A 15,718-nucleotide genomic window follows, 5' to 3' on the forward strand; every position below is an offset into this window, starting at 1 on the left:
AGATGGGGCGCGCGCGCAGCCCCAGCAAGGGCGGCTCAGCCGCGAATCTGCCCGCTTCCCCGCACCAGCCACTTGTAAGTGGTCAGCCCTTCGAGCGCCACCGGCCCGCGCGCGTGAAGGCGCCCGGTGGCGATGCCGATCTCGGCGCCCAAACCGAACTCGCCGCCGTCGGCGAACTGGCTCGACGCGTTGGCCATCACGATGGCGCTGTCGACTTCGGCCAGGAAGCGCTCTTCAGCTTGCGAATCGCGCGCGACGATGGCGTCGGTATGGCCGGAGGAATGGCGCGCGACGTGGTGAAGCGCGGCGTCGAGCCCGTCGACCACCGCAACCGCCAGGACCGCATCGAGGTACTCGGTGTCCCAGTCCTCGTCGCTCGCCGCTGTCACCCGCGGGTCGAGCGCCTGCGCGCGCGCATCGCCGCGCAGCGCGCAGCCCGCATTGGCCAGCGCCGCGACCAGTGCCGGCGCGGCCGGATAGGTCGCGTCGACCAGCAGCGTCTCCATCGCCCCGCACACACCGGTGCGGCGCAGCTTGGCGTCGAGCGCGATGCGCACCGCGCTGTCCGGATCGGCCGAGGCGTGGACGTAGGTATGGTTGATGCCGTCGAGGTGCGCGAGGACGGGAACGCGCGCCTCGTCCTGCACGCGCGCAACCAGGCCCTTGCCGCCGCGCGGAACGATCATGTCGATCAGCCCGGCGGCCCGCAGCATCGCGCCGACCGCGGCGCGGTCCTGCGTCGGCACCAGCTGGACCGCGTCAGCGGGCAGGCCGCCGGCAGCGATGCCGCGCGCAAAGGCGGTGTGCAGCGCACGGTTGCTGTGCGCCGCCTCGCTGCCGCCGCGCAGCAGCGCCGCGTTTCCGCTCATCACGCACAGCGCGGCGGCATCGGCGGTGACATTGGGGCGGCTTTCGTAAACGATGCCGATCAGGCCGATCGGGATGCGCACGCGCTCGAGCGTCAGGCCGTTGGGACGCGTTGACCGGTCGATCACCGCGCCAACCGGATCGGGCAGCGCGGCAACCGCCTCGACCGCAGCGGCAATGCCCTCGAGGCGGCCGGGATCAAGGCGCAGGCGGTCGACCATTGCGGCGGGCAGGGCGGCAGCGGCGGACACATCGACCCGGTTGGCGGCGAGAATCGTTTGGGCGTCGGCGCGGATTTCGCGAGCGGCGCTGCGCAGCGCCGCGGCCTTCGTGGCGGTATCGGCCCTGGCCAGAAGGCGCTGCGCGGCGCGGCCCGCACCCGCCATTGCGGCGATCAGCGGCTCTGGCGGGAGGCCGGGATCGAGTCGGGCGGCGGATTCAGCCATGGCGGGCGCCTAACAGGCTGCCGCTGCCTTGTCATTCCGTGCAGCGATTCCGCTCGTGCGCTAAGCGTTCCAACGACTCGTCGTGCCGCTCGGGCGCTTGGCCGCGAGTCCCGGGAAGTTGATTCGATTCAGGTACCTGCGCGGGCTACCGGCCCGGCGGGGTATGCACTGACCGGGGTTAGGGGTCGACTTGAAAGCTGTTTCCAGGGGCGGGCCGATCGCTCGCCTGCGAAGCTGGTTTCCGACGCGCGAGTTCTTCATGCGCTCGGAAGGCCAGGTTCGTTTCATTACCTTGTCCTCGCGTCTGCAGATGACGGTAGCCGGCGTCGCCGCCGGGCTCGTCGCACTGTGGCTGATCAGCATGGCGGCGATGGGCGTCTCGCACGTGTTGTCCGTCAAGGACCGGCTCTCGCTGCTCGACCGTGAGGCGAAGGTCGCCGGCGCGGAGAGCCGCGTCTCGGCCTATCGCGGCGATCTCGACAAGGTGGTCGGCGACCTTCAGCGCCGCCAGGCCTTCATCGAGAAGGTGACCGAGGCCCACCTCGGCGACTTGCCGAGCGACGTGCGCAGCGGCGAGACGGTGTCGCAATCGTCGGGCGCCGCCGCCGAAACCGTGCGCAAGGTCAGCGCCGCGCTGCCCGAAGCGGGCTCGCTGGCGCAGCTCGAAGCCCGCCAGCTCGCTTATGTCGAGAACCTGACCCGCCTTGCCGACCGCCGCTCCGCCGCCGCCGAAAGCCGGCTGACACGGCTTGGCCTCAACCCCGGCACCATCCTGGCGCGGCTTAACGACCGCGAAGCGATGGGCGGTCCGCTGATGGCGATGATGACATCCGCCGACGGTACCCTCGATCCGCGCTTCGAGCGCCTGGGCGCCAGCCTGGCGCGGATGGACGCGCTGGAGCGCGGGCTGCAGGCGCTGCCGCAGGTCCTGCCCGCCAGCCTCGAATACATCTCATCGGGCTTCGGCTTTCGCACGGACCCCTTCACGGGCGGCGGCGCGTTCCACCCCGGCCTCGATTTCCGCGGACCGATCGGCGCGCCGATCTACGCCGCCGCGGCGGGGCGGGTCAGCTTCGTCGGGCAGAAGTCGGGATACGGCAACTGCGTCGAGATCGACCATGGCAACGGCCTGGTAACCCGTTACGCGCACATGTCTGGTTTCCGCACCCTGGTCGGCCGCGAGGTTGCCCCGGGCGCGATCATCGGCCTGATCGGGTCGACCGGACGCTCGACCGGCCCGCACCTTCATTTCGAGGTCCGGATCAACGGTTCGCCGGTTAACCCGCGGCCCTTCCTGGAAGCAACGGCAGATGTTCAGCAAAAACGAAACCCAGCGGCCCAGGGCCGAGCGAACCGGGGCTGACCCGATGGCGGGCGCATCCTTTTCGGTGTTCGGCGCCGACATCCGGATAACCGGCGATGTCGTTGCCGCCGCCGACCTGCACGTCGACGGGCGGATCGAGGGCGACGTCGCCTGCACCAACCTGGTCCAGGGCGAGGCGAGCGAGATCGTCGGCGCCATCTCGGCCACCAGCGCCCGTCTGGCCGGGACCGTGCGCGGCACGGTCACCGCCGGGCACCTGGTCGTTCTCAAGAGCGCGCGGATCCTGGGCGACGTCCATTACGACGCGCTGACGGTTGAGCAGGGTGCGCAGCTTGAAGGGCGCCTGGCCCCGCGCGCGGCCGGCGAGGACGCGCCGGTGCTGACGCTCGCGAGCTAGAGCCCGGCCTCGGCGCGCAGCGCCTTGCGGTCAAGCTTGCCGATCATCGTCTTGGGCAGGCTTTCGCGCACGACCACGCTGTCGACGCGCTCATGCTTGCCGACGCGGGCATTGAGCCAGTCGCGCAGCGCCGTTCCTTCGACCGGATCGCGCACGGTCACGTAGGCACGCGGCATTTCGCCGCGGTAGGGATCGGGCACGCCGATAATTAGCGCCTCGCGGATCGCGGGGTGTGTCAGCAGCATGTCCTCGAGCTGGCTGGGAAACACCTTGAAGCCGCCGACGGCGATCATGTCCTTGAGGCGGTCGACGATCCGCACCCAGCCGTGCGCGTCGATCGTCGCGACGTCGCCGGTGCGCAGCCAGCGCCCGTCTGGCCGGGTCGCAAAAGCGTCGGCATCGGCGTCGGGCCGGTTCCAGTAGCCGGCCATGACCTGCGGCCCCTGGACGGCCAGTTCGCCCGGCTCACCGGGCGGCGCATCGCGCGCCGGATCGTCCTTGTCGAGCAGGCGCAGCCGCGTGGCCGGGATCGGTTGACCGATCGAGCCGGGCTGAAGCGGGCCTTCGTAGGGGTTGGTGGCGACGACCCCGGCGCTTTCGGTCAGCCCGTAACCTTCGACCAGGCGCGCGCCCGTGCGTTGCATGAAGGCGTCGCGCACAGGGTCGGGCAGCGGCGCCCCGCCCGAGATGCAGACCCGCAGCGACGAGAAATCCGTCGTCGCCAGGTCCGGATGGTCGAGCAGCGCCTGGTACATCGTCGGCACGCCCGGCATCGCGGTGGCGCGCACGCGGGCCAGCGTCTTCAGCGCCTGTCCCGCCGCAAAGCGCGGCAGCATCGCGATGCAGCCGCCGTTGGCGACCGTGCGGTTCATCACGCAGGTCATCGCGAAGACGTGGAACAGCGGCAGCACGCCCATGATGACGTCGCGCCCGCCCTGGTGCGGATCGATCGCTTCGACCTGGCGCGCGTTGGCGCTGAGGTTCTGATGCGTCAGCATCGCGCCCTTGGGCGGCCCCGTCGTGCCGCCGGTGTATTGCAGCAGCGCCAGGTCCCGCTCAGGCTCGATCGCGACCGGGCGGGGCGGGTCGTTCCAGGACAAGAGGTCGTCCCAGCGGGTGACGTCGCCGCGCACGGGGATCGCAGTCAGCGCCTTGCGCCCCAGCGTGCGCAGCGCCAGGCCCTTAAAAGCCGGCAGCAACGCGGCCATCGACCCGACCACCAGCGTTTCCAGCGGCGAGTTGTCGAGCACGGTCAGCGCCGTCGGCAGCAGCGCCGCGACGTCAAGCGTAACCAGCACCCGCACGCCGGAATCGACCACTTGCGCTTCCAGCTCGGCAGCCGAGTAGAGCGGGCTGAAATTGACCGCGACCGCGCCGGCCATCATCGCGCCGTAGTAGGCGGCGACATAGATCGGCACGTTGGGCAGGAATATGCCGATCCGCTCGCCCTTGGCGATCCCGATCGCTTGCAGGCCCGATGCAAACGCGGTCGCTTCGCGGTAAAGCCGATCATAGCTGAACCGGCGGCCCATGAAGTCGACCAGCGGCTGCGGCCCGTGCGTCGCCGCCGCCCTTGCGAACAGGTCGGGCATCGACAGCGGCGCGAACGGGGCATCCCAGGCGCCGGGATGGGCGTAGCCGGCGCGCCAGGGTTCGGGCGGGTTGCTGACATCCATGTCAGCATGGCTAGCGGCGGCGGCCGGCGCCGTCCAACGCTTTGTCAGCGCGGCGCCCCCGCGGCCAGGATGGCAGCGATCCGCCGTGCCGCGCGGCCGTCGCCATACGGGCTGTGCGCCAGCGCCATCGCGGCATGGGCGGCGGGATCGTCGAGCAGGCGAGCCGTCTCGGCCACGATGCGGGCGCTGTCGGTGCCGACCAGCCGCGCGGTCCCGGCGGCGACACCCTCGGGCCGCTCAGTCGTCTCGCGCAGGACGAGCACCGGCTTGCCGAGTGCGGGCGCCTCTTCCTGGACCCCGCCGCTGTCGGTCAGGATCACGCTGGCGGCCGCCATCAGCGCGGCGAAATCGGGATAGGACAGGGCCGGCAACAGGATCACGCCGCCAAGGGCGCCCAGCCGCGCCCGGATGCGGCTGGCCACCGCCGGGTTGGGATGCAGCGGCAGCGCGACGGCGACGTCGCCGCGCGCGGCGAGCGCCGCCAGCGCCTCGATCACCGCATCGAGCGGGGGCCCGATGTTCTCGCGACGGTGGCACGTCACCAGCAGCAGGCGGCGCGCGCCGAGATTTCCGAGCACGGCAGCAACGACGGACCCCGGCGACGAGCCGCGCAGCGCGAACAGCGCGTCGATCCCGGTGTTACCGGTCAGGTGAACGCTGGCTGCGTCGACGCGCTCGGCCAGCAGCGCGTCGACCGCGCCTTGCGTCGGGGCGAAGTGCAGGTCGGCCAGCAGCGTTATCGTGCGGCGATAGGCTTCTTCGGGGAAGGGCTGCGCCGGATCGCCCGAGCGCAGGCCCGCCTCGACATGCGCGACCGGGACCTGGCGATGAAAGGCGGCCAGTGCCCCGGCCAGCGCACTGGCCGTATCGCCCTGCACGATGACCCGGTCGGGCCGAGCGGCATCGAGAACACGGCCGATACCCTCGGTCGCGGCGGCCAGCAGCGAGTCGAGCGACTGGCCCGGGCGCATGAGGTCAAGGTCGTGATCGGGGACGAGACCCGCAGGGGCCAGCACCTGATCCAGCAGCCCGCGGTGCTGCCCGGTGGCGCATACCTCTACGTGCACGGCGGGATCGGCGCGCAGCGCCGTCACCACCGGCATCAGCTTGATGGCCTCGGGACGCGTTCCGAGGACGACCAGCAGGCGCATCGTCCGGACGCGGTCGAAGCTCAGGCTTCTCCGGCCGATTCGGCGGCGCGCTTGGCTTCGAGCCAGGCGGCGGCTTCGGCTTCCTGCGCGGCTTCGGCGGCGGCCTTGGTGTTGGCATCCCGCTCGGCGCGCAGTTCCTCGATCAGGGCGCTGCGATCGTCGCCCAGGCGTGCGTCGTCGGCTGCTTCGTCGACCAGGCCGGCCTTCTTGGCCGCCTTGGCCACGATCCCGTCGAGCTCGCGCTGGCTGCACAGGCCCAGCGTCACCGGGTCCTTGGGCTGGATGTTGGCGATGTTCCAGTGGCTGCGATCGCGGATCGCCGCGATCGTCGTGCGCGTCGTGCCGATCAGCTTGCCGATCTGCGCGTCGGAGATTTCCGGGTGGTTCCGCAGGATCCAGGCGATGCCGTCGGGCTTGTCCTGGCGCTTGGACACCGGCGTGTAGCGCGGGCCCTTGGTGCGCGCGACGGTGACCGGCGCCTTCTGCATCTTCAGCGAGTAACCCGAATCCGCCTGGCCCTTCTCGATCTCGGCCATGGTCAGTTCACCGGCGCGAACAGGATCGCGGCCGGTATACTTGCTGCTGGCCAGGTCGTCGGCCATGGCCTGGACCTCGAGGATGTGAAGACCGCAGAATTCCGCGATTTGCTCAAAGCTGAGCGCGGTGTTGTCGACCAGCCACGAGGCGGTGGCATGCGGCATCAGCGGGGTCGGCTGGGTCACGTCTTTCTCCGGCACAAAATAGAAGGGCCGCCCCTTTGCGGAGCGGCCGTTGCGCCGCGCGATGTAAGGGGAATCGCCGCGCGGAGCAAGGCTTTGGATGGCTGCCACGCTTCGACGCCGGACAGGCGTTGGCAATCGTGCCGTCAGGACCGCGGCAAGCGTCAGCGGCAGCGGGCTAACCCGGAGGGGGAACATGGAGCGGCACGAAGCCGGGCAGCGCCTCGATCCGGGCGATCCAGCGCTGGACGGCGGGATGGTCCGCAAGGTCGAACCCCGCATCGCCGGCGACGTGCGTGTAGGCGTAAAGCGCCAGGTCGGCGATCGTCACCGCGCCGCCGACCAGCCAGTCGCGCGCCGAAAACTCCGCCTCCATCAGGGCCAGCGCCACTGCGCCCCCGGCACGCTTGGGCGCGATCTGCAGGCGCTGCAGGTCGCTCAGCGCGTCTTCGCCGGTCACGCGCAACCAGAAGCGCAGCGTCGCGATGTTGGGTTCGTGGTTGTACTGTTCCCACAGAAGCCACCGGAGCACGTCGGCGCGATCGAAACGATCGTGGGGAAGCAGCGCGCTGCCATCGGCCAGGTACCAGCAGGCGGCGTTCGATTCGGGCAGCATCCGGTCACCGACCTGCAGCACCGGGATGCGCCCGTTGGCATTGACCGCGGCGAGGAATTGGGGCGTGCGCGTCTCGCCCCTGGTAATGTCGTAGGCCACGCGTTCGAGCGGGAGGCCAAGCAGCGCGGCGGTCAGCCGGATTTTGTAGCAGTTGCCGCTGACCGGGTCTTCGTGAAGCACCAGCCGCATGGCCGTCAGGCCTCCAGCACGATCTTGCCGATGTGGTCGCCGGCTTCCATCCGCGCGTGGGCGGCCGCGGCGTCGACCAGCGGGAAGGTGCGGTCCATGACCGGGCGCAGCGCACCCGATTCGACCAGCGGCCACGCGGTCTGGGCGATTTCCTGCGCCAGCAGCGCCTTGAACGCGTTGCCGCGCGGCCGCAACGTCGATCCGGTCAACGTCAGGCGGCGGCGCATGATTTCGGCCATGTTGATCTCTGCCCGGACCCCGCCCTGGACAGCGATGGTAACGTGGCGGCCGTCGTCGCCCAGGCACTTGATGTTGCGCGCGACGTATTCGCCCGCGACCATGTCGAGCACGAGGTCGACCCCGCGGCCCCCGGTGATGCGCATCACCTCCTCGACGAAATCGCTGTTCTTGTAATCGATGGCGTGCGCGGCACCGATCCTGAGCGCTGCGGCACATTTTTCCGGCCCGCCGGCGGTCACGATCACGGTAATGCCGAACAGCTTGCCCAGCATCGCCGCCATCGAGCCGATCCCGCTGGTGCCGCCGTGGACCAGGATCGTCTCGCCCTCGCGGGCATAGCCGCGCTCGAACACGTTGTGCCACACGGTGAACAGCGTTTCGGGCAGCGCTGCGGCCTGGTCCAGGGGCAGGCCGGCGGGCACCGGCAGGCAATGTTCGGCAACCGCGAGGCAATACTGGGCATAGCCGCCGCCCGAAACAAGCGCGCAGACCTGCTGGCCGGGGAGCAGCGCAGTCACGCCCTCACCCAGTGCGACGACCTGCCCGGCTACCTCCAGCCCGGGGATCGGTGAGGCGCCCGGCGGCGGCGGGTAGAAGCCCTGGCGCTGGATCACGTCGGGGCGATTGACGCCGGCAAAGGCCACCTTGATCAGCACTTCGCCGGGGCCTGGCGTGGGAACCGGCACGCTTTCGGGTCGCAACACCTCCGGCCCGCCGGGGGCGTCCATTCCGATGGCGGTCATCGCCTGGGGGATCGTCTGCGGGAGCGCGAAGTCGGCCATCGTCCGGAAAATCCCCTGTGGCGCCAAGGTCACGTTACATCAAAGTCACTAGGCCGCGCCCTATCGGCACCGCCCGTTGACAGCAAGCGGCGCGGTTCGCACACTGACGCCGCGATGGATGACGATGATCGCCCCCGCGTGAAAGACGATGCCGCCGCCCGGCTGGCGAGCGAAAGTCTCGACCCCTATTCGCAGGACGAGCTGGCGGAGCGGATTGCCAGGCTCGAGGCCGAGATCGCGCGGGTCGAGGCGCACCGGATCAAGGCGGCCGCGCACCGCCAGGCCGCCGACGCGCTGTTCCGGCGAACCACACCGTGACCGGGCAGGCCCTTTTCGCCTGCCAGCAGCCTTCCCATATAGGGTTCGTTCAGCCCGTACGTTCATTCTCCGCCATCGACCGCTTCCGCCCCGGCGCCCTGCCGTGGCCGGTACACAAGACCCAGCGAAAGACCCGATAGATGCCCAGCTTCGCCCAGAGCCTCGAGAAGACGCTGCACTCCGCGCTCGCCAACGCGAGCGATCGCAGCCACGAATACGCGACGCTTGAGCATCTGCTGCTGGCGCTGATCGACGATGTCGACGCGGCGCAGGTGATGTCCGCCTGCGGGGTCGATCTGGGCGAACTGGGCGACGTGGTTCGCCAGTACCTCGACCAGGAATACCAGTCGCTCAAGACCGAGGACAAGGGCGATCCCCAGCCCACGGCCGGCTTCCAGCGCGTGATCCAGCGCGCCATCCTGCATGTCCAGTCGAGCGGCAAGGACACCGTGACCGGCGCCAACGTGCTGGTGGCACTGTTTTCCGAACGCGACAGCTACGCCGTCTATTTCCTGCAGCAGCAGGACATGAGCCGGCTCGATGCGGTCAGCTACATCAGCCACGGCATCGGCAAGGGCGGCAAGCGGGTCGAGGACCGCACCCCCAAGGGCAGCGAGGGCGAGGCGCCCCCGCCCGAGGACAAGGCCGATAGCAAGGGCGGCAAAAAGGAAACCGCCCTCGAGCAGTTCACCGTCAACCTCAACGACAAGGCGCTGGCCGGCAAGGTCGACCCGCTGATCGGCCGCGGGCCCGAGGTCGACCGTACGATCCAGATCCTGTGCCGGCGCTCCAAGAACAACCCGCTTTACGTGGGCGATCCGGGCGTGGGCAAGACCGCCATCGCCGAAGGCCTGGCGCGCAAGATCGTCGAGGGCGAAGTGCCCGAGGTGCTGTCGGAGGCGGTGATCTACAGCCTCGACATGGGCGCGCTGCTGGCCGGCACGCGCTATCGCGGCGATTTCGAGGAGCGGCTCAAGCAGGTCGTCTCGGAACTGGAAAAGATGCCGCACGCGGTCCTGTTCATCGACGAGATCCACACCGTGATCGGCGCCGGCGCCACCAGCGGCGGCGCGATGGATGCCTCCAACCTGCTCAAGCCCGCGCTGTCGGGCGGGTCGATCCGCTGCATCGGTTCGACCACTTACAAGGAATTCCGCAACCATTTCGAAAAGGACCGCGCGCTGCTGCGCCGGTTCCAGAAGATCGACGTCAACGAGCCGACCGTCGAGGACACGGTCAAGATCCTGAAGGGCCTGCGTTCGGCGTTCGAGGAGCACCACAAGGTCAAGTACACGCCCGAGGCGATCAAGACCGCGGTCGAACTCAGCGCGCGCTACATCAACGACCGCAAACTGCCCGACAAGGCGATCGACGTGATCGACGAGGTCGGCGCGATGCAGATGCTGGTGCCGCCGTCCAAGCGCAAGAAGACCATCACCGCGCGCGAGATCGAGGCGGTGATCGCGACGATGGCGCGCATCCCGCCCAAGTCCGTCTCCAGCGACGATCGCACCGCGCTCGAGCACCTGGAAAAGGACTTGAAGCGCGTCGTGTTCGGACAGGACAAGGCGATCGAGGTGCTCTCCAGCGCGATGAAGCTGAGCCGCGCGGGCCTGCGCGATCCGGAAAAGCCGATCGGGTCGTTTCTGTTCTCCGGTCCCACCGGCGTCGGCAAGACCGAGGTATCGAAGCAACTGGCCTCGATCCTGGGCATCCCGATCCAGCGATTCGACATGTCGGAATACATGGAGCGTCATTCGGTCAGCCGCCTGATCGGCGCCCCTCCGGGCTACGTCGGTTATGACCAGGGCGGGCTCCTGACCGATGCGATCGACCAGCAGCCGCACTGCGTCCTGCTGCTCGACGAGATCGAGAAGGCACACCCCGACCTGTTCAACATCCTTCTGCAGGTAATGGATAATGGCCGCCTGACCGATCATCACGGCAAGACCGTCGACTTCCGCAACGTCGTGCTGATCATGACGACCAACGCCGGCGCATCCGACATGGCGCGCGAGGGCATCGGCTTCGGCAACGTCTCAAAGGCCGACGCCGGCGACGAGGCGGTGAAGCGGATGTTCAGCCCTGAATTCCGCAACCGCCTCGATGCCATCGTGCCGTTCGCCTACCTCGGCACCGAGGTCGTGAGCCGCGTGGTCGACAAGTTCGTGCTCGAGCTGGAGCTGCAGCTGGCCGACCAGAACGTCCACATCCAGTTCGATACCGACGCGCGCGGCTGGCTGGGTGAGCGTGGCTACGACAAGCTGTACGGCGCACGGCCGATGGCGCGGCTGATCCAGGAAAAGGTCAAGCAGCCGCTGGCGGAGGAACTGCTGTTCGGCAAGCTGCGCCACGGCGGCGAGGTCCATGTCAGCGTGAAGGAGGGCGCACTAGCGTTCGAGCTTACGCCCGCTCCGCCCAAGCTCGACAAGAAGCGCAAGGCGAAATCCGCTTCAGGGTCGGCGCCGAAAAGCCGCAAGCCGCGCGCCGAGCCCGAGACCAGCAGCGAACCGGGCAGCGACGACGGCACCGAATAACCGCTGACGCGGCGCTTGCAGAGGCGCTTGCGGAACAAGGCCGCCGCCACCGCCGTTTGATCCGGCGATGGCGGCGGCTTTTTCATGGATACGTGCAGAGCCGATGGGCATCCGCGTGCTGCCGGCGGACTGTTGGATCGACCCCGCGCGCCCGGTCGATACCGCGCTGGTCACTCACGGACACGCCGACCATGCCCGCGGCGGGCACGGCACGACGATCGCCACGCCCGAGACGTTGGCGATCATGAAGCTGCGCTATTTCACCGATGAAGGCGCGATTCCCGTGGCTTACGGCGAGACGCACCGCCTGCCGGGTGACGTCATGGCGACATATCTGCCCGCTGGGCACGTGCTGGGATCGGCGCAGATCCTGCTGGAACACGCGGGCGAGCGCGTGATCGTGACCGGCGACTACAAGCGCCGGCCGGACCCCACCTGTCCGCCGTTCGAGGTAACCGCGTGCGACGTGTTCGTGACCGAGGCGACGTTCGGCCTGCCAGTCTTTCGCCACCCGCCGATCGCCGAAGAGATGGCCAAGTTGCTGAGCGCGCGCGACGCCAATCCGGATCGCTGCGTGCTGGTCGGCGCCTATGCACTGGGCAAGGCGCAGCGGGTGATCGCAGAGTTGCGCGCCGCCGGCTACCGCGAGCCGATCTATCTGCACGGCGCGCTGGAAAAGATGTGCCGGCTTTACGAGGAGCACGGTGTCGACCTGGGCGATCTGCAGTTGGTCGCGGACCAGCCGAAGGGTGCGCTGAGCGGGCAGATCGTGCTGTGCCCGCCCTCGGCACTGACCGACCGCTGGAGCCGCCGCCTGCCCGAGCCGGTCACCGCGATGGCATCGGGGTGGATGCGCGTGCGGCAGCGCGCCCGGCAGAAGATGATCGAGTTGCCGCTGGTCATCTCCGACCATGCCGACTGGGACGAGCTGACGCGCACGATCGAGGAGGTCAACCCGCAGCAGACCTGGATCACGCACGGGCGCGAGGACGCGCTGCTGCGCTGGTGCCAGTTGCACCAGCGCAAGGCCCGCGCGCTCGCCCTTGTCGGTTACGAGGACGAAGATGACTGAGGCGGCGCTACCCGGCACCCCCGCCCCTGCGTCGATGGAGGCTTTTGCCGCGCTGGTCGATTCGCTCGTCTACACCCGCAGCCGCAACGCCAAGCTGCGACTCATCGCCGAGTACCTGCGCGCCGCGCCGGATCCCGATCGCGGCTGGGCGCTGGCGGCGCTGACCGACGGGCTCGACTTTCCGGCGGTGAAATCCAGCGCGATCCGCGCCGTGATCATGGACCGCACCGATCCCGAGCTGTTCCAGATGAGCCGCGACTACGTCGGCGATACCGCCGAGACCGTGTCGCTGCTGTGGCCAGAGCCACCCGGGGCGATCGCGGGCGACGTCGCGGCTTCGCCATCGGTGGCCGAAGCGGTGGAAGCGCTTCAGGGCATGACCCGCGCGACCGTCCAGGCCGAGCTTGCCGAGCTGCTCGACCGGCTGGACGCCAACGGCCGCTATGCGCTGCTGAAGCTGGCGACGGGGGCAATGCGGATCGGCATTTCCGCCCGCCTTGCCAAAGTAGCCTTTGCGCAGGCCTTCGACGTCTCGATCGACGATGTCGAGGAGTACTGGCACGGCCAGTTTCCGCCTTACACCGACCTGTTCGCCTGGGCTGCCGACGGGGCCGAAGCGCCCGACGCCAGCCACTTGCCGCTGTTCCGCCCGTTCATGCTCGCCCACCCGCTCGAAGCCCCGGCGATGGCGGCGGTAGAGGGGGATTTCGGCCAGTTCGCGGCGGAATGGAAATGGGACGGCATCCGCGTGCAGCTCGTCCACGTCGCCGGCGAAACGCGGCTCTATTCGCGCAGCGGTGACGATATTTCAGCCACGTTTCCCGAAGTCACCGCGGCACTGTCGGCCCCCTGTGTCCTCGACGGCGAACTGCTGGTGCGCGGCAGCCACCAGGGCGGCGAGGAGGGCGGGGCGGCCAGCTTCAACGCGCTGCAACAGCGGCTTGGCCGCAAGACCGTGTCGAAGGCGATGCTGCGCGACTACCCCGCTTTCGTGCGGCTTTACGACATCCTGATCCTAGGTGACGAAGACTTGCGCCCGCTGTCTTGGGAACAGCGCCGCGCCGAACTGGAAGCGTTCCTGCCGCGGCTCGATCCCGAACGCTTCGACATATCGCAGGTCATCGCCGCGTCATCGCTGGACGACCTTGCCGCCATTCGCGAGCGCGCGCGCGACGACGCGATCGAAGGCGTCATGCTGAAACGCCGCGACAGCCCCTACGTCACCGGTCGCAAGACCGGTCTGTGGTTCAAGTGGAAGCGCGACCCGCTGCTGATCGACTGCGTGCTGATGTATGCGCAGCGCGGGTCGGGGAAGCGCAGCAGCTTCTATTCCGATTTCACGTTCGGCTGCTGGGACGGCGACCCCGATGAAGGCGCCGAGTTGCTGCCGGTGGGCAAGGCTTATTTCGGCTTCACCGACGAGGAGCTCAAGATGCTGGACCGCCACGTCCGCAATCACACCGTCAACCGCTTTGGCCCGGTGCGCGAAACCGACAAGAGCCTGGTCTTCGAAGTGGCGTTCGATTCGGTCCACGAGAGCAAGCGTCACAAGTCCGGCGTGGCGATGCGCTTTCCCCGCATCAACCGCATTCGCACCGACAAGCCCGCGCACGAGGCCGACCGGCTCGAAACATTGAAAGCGCTGATTCGCGATTGAACCCGCCCGCGCCCGGCATAGATAGATGTCCGAACCTGCGGGGGTCCCATGGAAAGTCTGGCCGGCAACCTGAGTGAGATGCAGCGCACGCCGCTGCGCGAGGATCACGTCGCCCGGCTGCGCCAGGCCGGGCGCGAGCGGCACTTTCCCGCCGGCACCATCGTGGCCGAGGCCGGCGATCTGCAGGACCGCTTCATCTATGTCGTGGACGGCACGATCGAGGTCCTCGACCCGGTGACCCGCCAGCCGTTCCTGCCCAGCAACATCGGCCCGGCGCAGTTCATGGGCGACATCGGCCTGCTGGCCGGCGGTGTCTTCAGCCTGCCCTACCAGGCCACCACCGAGGTCCACGCGATCGAGGTCGATCGCGAGCCGATGCTGGCGCTGATGCGCGAACTGCCCGAAATGTCGGACATCGTCATCACGGTGCTGGCGGCCCGGCTGCGCCGTCTGTTCGAATCGGACGGCGCCAGCCTGGCGCTGCTCGGGCACGACGACGACCTGGCGATCATGGCGGTGGCCCGCTTCGCCGACCGCAACCGCATCCCGTACCGCCTGCTCGATCCCGCCAGCGCCGATGCCCGGGCAGTGGCCCGCAAGGCCGGCATTGCCGAAAACGAACCGGCCGTGGTCTGGGGCGAACGCGCGATACCCGGTGCCGATGCATACGCCGTCGCCGAGAAACTGGGGATGGCGCTGGCGATCGGAGAGGACGAGACGTTCGACGTGCTGATCGTCGGCGGCGGGCCGGCCGGCGTGGCCGCGGCGGTCTACGCCGGGGCCGAGGGGCTGAGCGCGCTGGTGGTCGAGGACGCGGCGATCGGCGGCCAGGCCGGCACATCGAGCCGGATCGAGAACTACCTGGGGTTTCCGACCGGGATCTCGGGCGGGGACCTGGTGTGGCGCGGCGAGGTCCAGGCGATGAAATTCGGCACCCGCTTCGCGATTCCCGCCCGCGCGACCGAAATCGAAAAGCGCGCTGACGGTACGTTCTGCGTCGCGCTCGATCGCGGCCAGCGGGTCTGCGTACGCGCGGTGGTGGTCGCATCCGGCGTGCAATACCGCCGCTTGCCGATCGAGGGGCTGGCCGAGCTCGAGGGCGTCGGCGTCTATTATGCTGCCACCGACATGGAGGCCCGCTTCTGCGAAGGCACCGAGGTGGCGATCATCGGCGGCGGCAATTCGGCCGGGCAGGCGGCGATGTACCTCAGCCGCCGGGCCAGCTGCGTCCACCTGCTGGTCCGCGGCACGTCGCTGGCCGCCTCGATGTCCGAATATCTGGCCAGCCGGCTGGCGTCCAACCCCGCGGTGACGATCCATTACCAGGTCGAATGCCGCGAACTGATCGGCCGCCAGCGCCTCGACGGCATCCGCGTGACGACACCGGAAGGAACCAGCGAGCTGCCGGTCAAGGCGCTTTTCGTCATGGTCGGCGCGGCGCCCAATACGCGCTGGCTGGGCGATTGCATCGCGCTGGACGACAAGGGATTCGTGCGAACCGGGCGCGATGCCGGCGGGGGCAGTGCGTTCGAATCCTCGGTCCCCGGGGTGTTCGCGGTGGGCGACGTGCGGGCCGGGTCGGTGAAGCGCGTCGCCTCTGCCGTCGGCGAAGGGTCGGTGACGATCTCCGAGGTGTGGAAGCACGTCCATGCCGACAGGGAAGGCGGCGAGGCCTGAGCCCGATTGCGCCCGCGTCGGCGCCGCCGTAAACGCGTTGCAACCTGAAA

General features: G+C 69.0%; 13 protein-coding genes. 7 read left to right on the forward strand and 6 right to left on the reverse strand.

Going from position 1 to position 15,718, the window contains the following annotated elements:
- Positions 1-35: 35 nt before the first annotated feature.
- On the reverse strand, positions 36-1,313 hold the full coding sequence (locus ACOYW6_RS10755) for a glutamate-5-semialdehyde dehydrogenase (RefSeq protein WP_423141310.1): 1,278 nt from the start codon (positions 1,311-1,313) through the stop codon (positions 36-38).
- Between the two features lie 310 nt (positions 1,314-1,623).
- Between ACOYW6_RS10755 and ACOYW6_RS10760 the strand changes: the two genes are divergently transcribed.
- Both ACOYW6_RS10760 and ACOYW6_RS10765 read left to right on the forward strand, forming a co-directional pair.
- The gene (locus tag ACOYW6_RS10760; protein WP_423141311.1) at positions 1,624-2,676 is read left to right on the forward strand and encodes a M23 family metallopeptidase; all 1,053 of its coding nucleotides are present in this window, start codon (positions 1,624-1,626) and stop codon (positions 2,674-2,676) included.
- A 4-nt stretch (positions 2,677-2,680) separates the two neighbouring features.
- Positions 2,681-3,034, forward strand: a complete 354-nt coding sequence (locus ACOYW6_RS10765) for a bactofilin family protein (protein WP_423141312.1) — start codon at positions 2,681-2,683, stop codon at positions 3,032-3,034.
- Here ACOYW6_RS10765 and ACOYW6_RS10770 read toward each other — a convergent pair.
- From ACOYW6_RS10770 to ACOYW6_RS10790, 5 genes are all read right to left on the reverse strand, one after another.
- Positions 3,031-4,710 (reverse strand): long-chain-fatty-acid--CoA ligase, encoded by a 1,680-nt coding sequence (locus ACOYW6_RS10770; RefSeq protein WP_423141313.1) that lies wholly within the window; start codon positions 4,708-4,710, stop codon positions 3,031-3,033. The two genes, ACOYW6_RS10765 and ACOYW6_RS10770, sit on opposite strands and share 4 nt — an antisense overlap.
- 44 nt (positions 4,711-4,754) lie before the next feature.
- Positions 4,755-5,861: a non-hydrolyzing UDP-N-acetylglucosamine 2-epimerase gene (gene wecB, locus ACOYW6_RS10775; protein ID WP_423141314.1), complete on the reverse strand. Its 1,107-nt coding sequence runs from the start codon at positions 5,859-5,861 to the stop codon at positions 4,755-4,757.
- 20 nt (positions 5,862-5,881) lie between these two features.
- Complete coding sequence (locus ACOYW6_RS10780; RefSeq protein WP_423141315.1) at positions 5,882-6,583, reverse strand: DUF1013 domain-containing protein; 702 nt, start codon at positions 6,581-6,583, stop codon at positions 5,882-5,884.
- A gap of 175 nt (positions 6,584-6,758) precedes the next feature.
- Positions 6,759-7,385, reverse strand: a complete 627-nt coding sequence (locus ACOYW6_RS10785) for a glutathione S-transferase family protein (RefSeq protein ID WP_423141316.1) — start codon at positions 7,383-7,385, stop codon at positions 6,759-6,761.
- A 5-nt stretch (positions 7,386-7,390) separates the two neighbouring features.
- The gene (locus ACOYW6_RS10790; RefSeq protein WP_423141317.1) at positions 7,391-8,407 is read right to left on the reverse strand and encodes an NAD(P)H-quinone oxidoreductase; all 1,017 of its coding nucleotides are present in this window, start codon (positions 8,405-8,407) and stop codon (positions 7,391-7,393) included.
- 114 nt (positions 8,408-8,521) lie between these two features.
- Between ACOYW6_RS10790 and ACOYW6_RS10795 the strand changes: the two genes are divergently transcribed.
- The 5 genes from ACOYW6_RS10795 to ACOYW6_RS10815 all read left to right on the forward strand — a co-directional run bounded on the left by ACOYW6_RS10795 (position 8,522) and on the right by ACOYW6_RS10815 (position 15,668).
- A complete protein-coding gene (locus tag ACOYW6_RS10795; protein WP_423141318.1) occupies positions 8,522-8,725 on the forward strand; it encodes a DUF1192 family protein in 204 nt (67 codons plus the stop codon).
- 140 nt (positions 8,726-8,865) lie between these two features.
- Entirely contained in the window at positions 8,866-11,262 is a 2,397-nt protein-coding gene (gene clpA / locus ACOYW6_RS10800) for an ATP-dependent Clp protease ATP-binding subunit ClpA (protein ID WP_423141319.1), read from the forward strand.
- A 67-nt stretch (positions 11,263-11,329) separates the two neighbouring features.
- On the forward strand, positions 11,330-12,334 hold the full coding sequence (locus tag ACOYW6_RS10805; protein ID WP_423141320.1) for a ligase-associated DNA damage response exonuclease: 1,005 nt from the start codon (positions 11,330-11,332) through the stop codon (positions 12,332-12,334).
- Positions 12,335-12,368: 34 nt separating this feature from the next.
- A complete protein-coding gene (locus tag ACOYW6_RS10810) occupies positions 12,369-13,991 on the forward strand; it encodes a cisplatin damage response ATP-dependent DNA ligase (RefSeq protein WP_423143117.1) in 1,623 nt (540 codons plus the stop codon).
- A gap of 48 nt (positions 13,992-14,039) precedes the next feature.
- Positions 14,040-15,668, forward strand: coding sequence for an FAD-dependent oxidoreductase (locus ACOYW6_RS10815; RefSeq protein WP_423141321.1), 1,629 nt, complete (start codon positions 14,040-14,042; stop codon positions 15,666-15,668).
- Positions 15,669-15,718: the final 50 nt, after the last annotated feature.

This window comes from Parablastomonas sp. CN1-191 (assembly GCF_049354825.1).
Classification (GTDB): domain Bacteria; phylum Pseudomonadota; class Alphaproteobacteria; order Sphingomonadales; family Sphingomonadaceae; genus Novosphingobium.

What these genes read in the sequence shown, in the direction of transcription:
- ACOYW6_RS10755 (WP_423141310.1), bottom strand. Translation starts at nt 1,313, where the DNA reads ATGGCTGAATCCGCCGCCCGACTCGATCCCGGCCTCCCGCCAGAGCCG.
- ACOYW6_RS10760 (WP_423141311.1), top strand. Translation starts at nt 1,624, where the DNA reads ATGACGGTAGCCGGCGTCGCCGCCGGGCTCGTCGCACTGTGGCTGATC.
- ACOYW6_RS10765 (WP_423141312.1), top strand. Translation starts at nt 2,681, where the DNA reads ATGGCGGGCGCATCCTTTTCGGTGTTCGGCGCCGACATCCGGATAACC.
- ACOYW6_RS10770 (WP_423141313.1), bottom strand. Translation starts at nt 4,710, where the DNA reads ATGGATGTCAGCAACCCGCCCGAACCCTGGCGCGCCGGCTACGCCCAT.
- wecB (WP_423141314.1), bottom strand. Translation starts at nt 5,861, where the DNA reads ATGCGCCTGCTGGTCGTCCTCGGAACGCGTCCCGAGGCCATCAAGCTG.
- ACOYW6_RS10785 (WP_423141316.1), bottom strand. Translation starts at nt 7,385, where the DNA reads ATGCGGCTGGTGCTTCACGAAGACCCGGTCAGCGGCAACTGCTACAAA.
- ACOYW6_RS10790 (WP_423141317.1), bottom strand. Translation starts at nt 8,407, where the DNA reads ATGGCCGACTTCGCGCTCCCGCAGACGATCCCCCAGGCGATGACCGCC.
- ACOYW6_RS10795 (WP_423141318.1), top strand. Translation starts at nt 8,522, where the DNA reads ATGGATGACGATGATCGCCCCCGCGTGAAAGACGATGCCGCCGCCCGG.
- clpA (WP_423141319.1), top strand. Translation starts at nt 8,866, where the DNA reads ATGCCCAGCTTCGCCCAGAGCCTCGAGAAGACGCTGCACTCCGCGCTC.
- ACOYW6_RS10805 (WP_423141320.1), top strand. Translation starts at nt 11,330, where the DNA reads ATGGCGGCGGCTTTTTCATGGATACGTGCAGAGCCGATGGGCATCCGC.
- ACOYW6_RS10810 (WP_423143117.1), top strand. Translation starts at nt 12,369, where the DNA reads ATGGAGGCTTTTGCCGCGCTGGTCGATTCGCTCGTCTACACCCGCAGC.
- ACOYW6_RS10815 (WP_423141321.1), top strand. Translation starts at nt 14,040, where the DNA reads ATGGAAAGTCTGGCCGGCAACCTGAGTGAGATGCAGCGCACGCCGCTG.